Here is a 4,925-nt window from a genome sequence, read left to right on the forward strand (position 1 = left end):
AGTATTTGTCTGTAAAACTAAGCCACGAGTTGGATCAATCAACATGGCTCCTTTGCCAACAAAATTAAAGTTAAAATTTCTTAAAATTAACTGATTTAGCTGGCTGCGAGCATCCAATTGCCCTAGATAAATATTGGCATTATTAATACCAAGTGTCATGCTTGACTGGCTATTTGCATTAAATAAGCCATCTTGGGTTGTAAGTGCCAAATTTAAAGGAGAGGTCGTTTGAATAGCCAACTGCCCTAAAGTTGGCGAGCATGTAGCTGAACTATTACAAACTTTAACGCTATTTACGGTAATAAGTGATGGACTACTTTGCATAGAAAAGTCGAGTCCAGTTTTACCCGTAGTCGGATTACTTCCTACATCTAAACGGTAATTAGTACTTAAAGTTTGGCTAGATGCATTACTTTTTTGGACTTTTACACCACTTGCTTGAGCTCTTAATACCTGATCAGCACTTGTTGGTGTGCCTGCATGGTCATCCCAGTAAGCATTATCAATATTAATTTCATTAAACGTAGTTTGAATAGAGATCCCATCTTGTCCATTGACGGCACTCAAATCAGCATCTGTTAAAGCTTCTAAAGCATAAATTTGACCACTCACTAACAACATGCTGGTTGCTAATGTATTTAAAATAAACTTTGAGCTGTGATTTTCTTTATTTTTTTTCATCACTTCAGTTCCTTTGAAATCTACATTAACCCTTAACAACGAGGATGGCTACCATCACAGCTAAAGACCATGACTTTTCCTTGGATAGCCAAGTTTCCGTTCATCATTAAGCCCATAAAACCAGTTTCACGCCCATAATCATAGGCAGATGGAGTTGCTGTAGCGACTTGCTGGCTCCCACTATTAGCAGTCGCAGCATATGTTGGTTTTTTGAAATATGCATAATCATACATATTTGCACTCGAGCCTTGCGTTGTTGTTGAGCTGGTAAAGTTATCTTGCTCAATTGATAAAGCATTGAAACCAAAATTACGGAATAAAATCGGTTGAGCTGAGCTAAAACTAAGCTGAATAGCAGGCTTAATAATTTCAGTATTACTTTTATCAAGATACTTTAAATCAACGCCATCCAAGCCCATTTTTTGAATGTTTAAAGTTCCTTGTACGCCTTTAAACACGAGCCAAAGTTTATTACCACTATCACTATTTTCAGCCCAACCACTTGGCTTAGTTGCATCTGCTTGTACAAAACGTTTGTTAATCGCTAAACCGATATGACAGAACTCAACGTTCTCACAGACACCACCACTACCATTGTCAAAGACACCGTTAGCTGTTTGGTTTAAATTAAGCATTAAAGATAAATCAGCACCAGCTTGACCATTAATCGCCTGCAAAGCGTCATTATCTAAAGTTTGCAGCTCCGCATGCGTAACCGTTGTGCAAAGAGCGAGGATCAAAGTACTTATTTTTTTCATATCAATCTCCTCCTCTTATAGACCTTTAGTTGTAAGTTTCAAATGCTGGATTAAAACACCGTCAATAACACCAGAACCCATGTTATTACTAATGGCTGAGCTAATTTGTGCTCCAGATAATTTATAGGTGTTTAAATCTGCATTTGGTGTAGTGCTATACCAACGCCCCCCTTCGTAACGAGCATCTGGTAAAGGTGTGCCGGCTGGTACAGTAAACTGAGCTCCATTTCCGGCATCAGCTAAGGTGTAACCAGTATTATTTACTGTCGGGTTATAATAAGAAGTACTGTCAATACTAGCCCAATTAGCGCCTTGAGAATCAAATTTTAAACCTGAGCCTGCATTTCCAGTCCAGCCCGTTGCTGTACGGTACTGCCAAGTATCATAACAAGTACTTAAGTTCAAAAATCCACAGCTATAACTGCCTGCACGGCGTTCTTGATTTTGCAATTGGTAGAAGTTTTTAGTCTGTGTTATAGCCGCTACAGTACCCGTAGGTAATTTACCAAATGAAATACCGACCGCATCTTGTGTACTGTTGCCTTTAAACGCTTCTAAAGTATTATTCGTTGCGTTATAAACTGTTGAACCAATTGAAATACTACTATGTGTTGCACTAGAGCCTTGGTAAGTTTTACCACCTAACGTGACACTGGTACCACATTGGTAAATATTACAAGTTGAGCCTAAGTAACTTGTGTCAGCACCACTATAATCTGTATAAATTTTCTTATAAATTTCTGGTTTATTCGGGATACGAGCAAGTTCTAGACTAAAGTTTTTACCATCTGAGCTTAAAACTAAGGGTTGATATAACGAGCCCAAAACAAGGTTAATATTTGGGTTATAAAGATATAAACCTTCATTTGCATCAAAAGTTGGAGCAAGCCCACCATTAATTGCAGGTGTTACCAAATTACCTTGAGTAGTTCCAGATTCACGCGTGCTCAAACGTAATACATTATTCATAGCGCTGTCTGTTGGGGCAGTCCATGAACCTGTTGAAGTAACCGTCGTAGTTTGACTGCGAATCCGATATAACCAATCCGAGCTAGGTGAACTATTACTTGGGGCGCCAGTATATTGAGTGCTATAGCGATTTACCCACGGCCCTACCGAAGACGTTGGAGTATTTGCAGTAATTGTTGCTCTTAAATTAGATGCATCACCACTGTTTAAACGAATAACACCAGCGAAACCTAAAGTATCATTATAAAAAGGGCTCATTCCACCAGCAGATGTTGCGCCTCCTAATGTTTGGAAAAGCTGTAAACGACTGCCATTTAAGCTAAAGTTATTCCAAACACCCTGTAAACGAAGACGGTTCGCACGGCTTGCATCCGTACTCGTACCAATTAAGCCATTTGAGTCGCCATAATTAAATTGGTCTGCTGCACCATTTATTTTATTTGGATTTCGGACAAAAATATCTGACCACAAACCTAATTTCAGCTTATAAGCATCTAAACCTACGGAATCTTTCGTTCCAACCTCATATAAAGGAGCTTCCAAAGCTAAATAAGTTACTTGGCAAGATGGATCACTTACACCACTACAAGTAGCTGCACTGAAATTAGGTACTGAATTTGCGGTCGCAACTTTAAAAATCCATGGGTTAACCGCAGTACCCCAACTCGAAATTGCAGCGGCTGTATCAGTAGAAGCGATACGGGTATTTGTATCATTATCAGATTTAGAAAGTGCTAAACCATAAAGAAAAATATCAGCTTTACCAACAGCGCGATCACCCGAATCAATCGAGCCATTTTTATTGGTATCTGCTGCTGTCATACTCAAAGGACCGACAGGTACATAATTGATATAACCAGTATCTTTAGTACGATCGGTTAATATCTGACTTGAGGTTTCATTAGCACTTGCACCACGAAATACCATATAGGCATTCTGTGGCAAGATAGCAATACCTTCACCTGTAGTTTCACTTAAGCCCGCATCAGAAAGTTCTTCGAGTGCGAAACTAGCTTGGCTTATACAAAGCCCGATTAAACTTGCCAAAACGGTTTTTTGAAACCTTACCGTATAATTAAGTGTAGTCATCTTGACCTTCCTGTTTTATACGATGCCGCGCACCATATTTATTTTTCTTTAACAATCCTTGATGCCAGGTGAATTTATCCTTTTCACCTTAGACAAAGAGGCAAATCTAAAAGATATTGCCAACCTTTCCACATTTCTATTATGCGGAATATTTGCACAAATGCAAAAAAAAGCATGTAAAAAATTACTTTTCCGATGAATGTAAAGCAGCCTAATCTACTTTCTCGGAATTTAACAAAAAGTTAAACCTGAACCATGGCAGTTTGGCTTAAAGTTTTGATTCGTTAACTGCAAGTTGCTTAAATTTAATGTGAGCGGACTATTTTTCAAATCAACCGTACCAATATTTACATCCAAATCACCAAGCTTTAATAGTCCTCCTAAATCAGAAGTTTGTGCTGGGTTAGCTTGTAAATAAGCAGAGACGGCTGTCGAAATTTGTGGAAATAATGGTGAAATATCAATTGCATCCTGCGGAATGATGTTACCAACATTAACTGGATTCGCAAAAGACATCCACCAACCCTTTTGAGCTACGTCATCTGCTTTAGCACCTGGCCATTGGAGCATTTGATTTTGTAGTGCGAGATACATTGGTGAGTTAATTGGTAAATTATGAATAAGGCCCAATGACTGGGTTAAATTTAAATTTGCAGTAATATTTGAAATTGTACCATTCATATATACATTAGAGAATTTGGCACCTTTGCCTGCGATTACACATGCTAATAAACTACAGTCTGTTACTGTAGCTTCCACTCTACCACCCTGTGTATAAATACCTGTTGGTTCTGGATAAGCTGGGTCATGTGGACCTGCTGCATTATATTGCACAACACCATCTACTGGGTACGAACTACTATGTCCGACATAAATATTAGGGACTTTAACTGGAGCAGATAAAACTTTGGAGCTAACTCTATTACCATTCACTTGAATTGGAGCAATTTCAAAATAGTTATTTTGAATGCCTGGAATATTAAATCCACCATCTGAAGTAACAAAACTTACCTCAGCGGCCCCTCCTAAACCCAAAGCCTGTAAACGACCTGTAACTGCATTGGTTCCATATAAATTGTCTCGCGTAGCAGAAGTTGTCGCGTAACCTTTAATTAAACCACTGCTATCCGATTGGACCTGCATATAACCAGAAATCGAGTTAATGCCATTTGGCTTAGTTGTGTTTTCAGTACCCGCCGTAAGCAAGCCGATAAATTTCTCAGCACTTAATCTTAGACCTGCAACTTCACGGGTTGATGCAGAATTAGGATTTTTAATTGCAAATTCTATGAACGGATTTGTTAAAACCGCAGAAGACGAAGCCCGCTCTTCGCTAGTCATGGCCAAAGGATTGCCATTCGCATCGAACTTTTGTCCACTTAGGCTTAGATTATCAATATCAATATCACAGCCACCAGCACCATTAAC

The 4,925-nt window shown here is 38.8% G+C and carries 4 protein-coding genes; all 4 read right to left on the minus strand.

From position 1 onward, the window contains the following. Positions 1-681, minus strand: a 681-nt coding sequence (locus tag UC75_RS22085; protein ID WP_416202225.1) for a DUF6160 family protein, incomplete at its 3' end; no start/stop codon positions are given. Between the two features lie 32 nt (positions 682-713). Next, positions 714-1,439 carry a DUF6160 family protein gene (locus UC75_RS16230; RefSeq protein WP_049838182.1) on the minus strand — a complete coding sequence of 242 codons (726 nt, stop codon included), beginning with the start codon at positions 1,437-1,439 and terminating at the stop codon, positions 714-716. A 15-nt stretch (positions 1,440-1,454) separates the two neighbouring features. Further along, on the minus strand, positions 1,455-3,497 hold the full coding sequence (locus UC75_RS16235) for a hypothetical protein (protein WP_049838183.1): 2,043 nt from the start codon (positions 3,495-3,497) through the stop codon (positions 1,455-1,457). Positions 3,498-3,728: 231 nt separating this feature from the next. Continuing rightward, on the minus strand, positions 3,729-4,925 hold a 1,197-nt coding region (locus UC75_RS16240; RefSeq protein WP_228137444.1), incomplete at its 5' end, for a hypothetical protein.

It is taken from the genome of Acinetobacter sp. V2 (assembly GCF_001188385.1).
In the GTDB taxonomy this organism is placed as follows: domain Bacteria; phylum Pseudomonadota; class Gammaproteobacteria; order Pseudomonadales; family Moraxellaceae; genus Acinetobacter; species Acinetobacter oleivorans.